This window comes from Echinicola sediminis (genome assembly GCF_054777495.1).
Genome location: NZ_BAAHAP010000222.1, coordinates 1 through 1488 on the forward strand (window position 1 = coordinate 1; position 1488 = coordinate 1488).

General features: G+C 40.9%; 2 protein-coding genes. Both read left to right on the forward strand.

The genetic code is table 11. From position 1 onward, the window contains the following. Window positions 1–47 precede the first annotated feature (47 nt). Window positions 48–644 carry a cyclic nucleotide-binding domain-containing protein gene (locus ACYVAA_RS22855; protein ID WP_460546387.1) on the forward strand — a complete coding sequence of 199 codons (597 nt, stop codon included), beginning with the start codon at window positions 48–50 and terminating at the stop codon, window positions 642–644. Between the two features lie 187 nt (window positions 645–831). After that, window positions 832–1488 (forward strand): terpene synthase family protein (locus ACYVAA_RS22860; RefSeq protein ID WP_460546389.1); only part of this gene is annotated, 657 nt, incomplete at its 3' end.

Sequence of the window (1488 nt, forward strand, 5' to 3'; positions counted from 1 at the left end):
GTTTTATTTTTTCTCCCTCTTAGAAGGGACATGTGAAGCAAGTACCTATGGAAAAGTTTCTGTCTGCCAAAGCGCTTAAGGAGGAATTTGACCCTTATTATGAATTGGATATTTCAGTATATGAAAAGTTGTCACCTTACCTGATAAAAAAGGTTTACAGAAGAGGCACAGTTCTCAAGGGATCCGGTGAAGTAGAACAATGTGCAAGATATGTTTATAAAGGAACATTGGCCATGCTCTATCCAGCGGAAAGCGGCAGGGATTACAGAGTAAAAATATTCAAACAGGGAAGGGTGGCCGTTGATCTATTTAGTTATCTAAAAAAAACTCCCACGCCCTATATCATCAAACCTGTGGAGTACTCCACTGTTTTGGAATTGAGGCCGGAAGCAGAATCAGCACTCCTTACTACCATTCCCGAGATCAACAATCTTTCCACTGCAATCAATCAGGCCATTGCCCACCATTCGGATGAGTGGCAGCAAATCTTTACTTTACCCCTGAAGGAAGGATTGCTCAAATTGTCATCGGAACAGTTCCAAACTGAAAGGTCTTTTCTGAGTATCAAAGACCGAAGCTACCTCTTCAAATGTTCGGTTTCCAAAATTACCAGAACGATGAAGGAACTTGGACTTTTACGATAAGCCCCCACCTCTTTCACGAATATCCATCATATGAATTTGTTTAGTAACAGTGCCTAAAAATCCCCTCATCTTCTTAATAAATAGAGGTTTTACTTTGTTAGTTTCAAAAAATTGTTGAAGCATTTTTCTACAGTTGGGCCAACTTTCTTTGTCCCTGAATTAATAAATAACCATAAGTAAATAGTGAATGAACCAGGAATTAACACACCTTGGAGTGGATGTTCCTTTATTGAATACCCATTTCGAAAAAGCTAACCGGATTGTTATTAAATGGGCAATATCAAACCGATTGTTTCTAAATGACAGGGAAAGGAGCCGTTGTATTGATCAACAACTCAACAAATTTGCAGCCAGGTTATTTCCTAATGCCAATGAGCAGGAGCTAGTCCATATTTCACAATTGTTTTTAGTACTCTTTTGCCTTGATGACAGGGCCGACAGATTATCCGGTCGGTCAAGAATTAATTTCTGGAAGGAACTGATCCGACAATATGACCACATCCACACAGGCCTCCACTCCAATAACACCGATGCAATAGGAAAATTGTTCTGGGAAATCCATTGGGGCTGGTTTAGAGACAGGGCAAGAAGTAAAACACTGGGCACCTTACTTACCAAGTACATCCGAAAGTTTCTTAAAGCAGGATTATGGGAAGCCAAAAACCTGACTAAAGACACCCCGCCCGCGATCATCAAATATATCCACCAATTAAAGCACTGCTCAGGTGCGGGAATTGCCATAGAGTTGGTCGCTTACCTTAACGACAATGACCTCCCCTCTCAGTTATTCCATCATCCCAAACTTGTGCCCTTATCCCATACCCTTACCGAATTGATCTGCTAC

What these genes read in the sequence shown, in the direction of transcription:
- ACYVAA_RS22855 (WP_460546387.1), top strand. Translation starts at nt 48, where the DNA reads ATGGAAAAGTTTCTGTCTGCCAAAGCGCTTAAGGAGGAATTTGACCCT.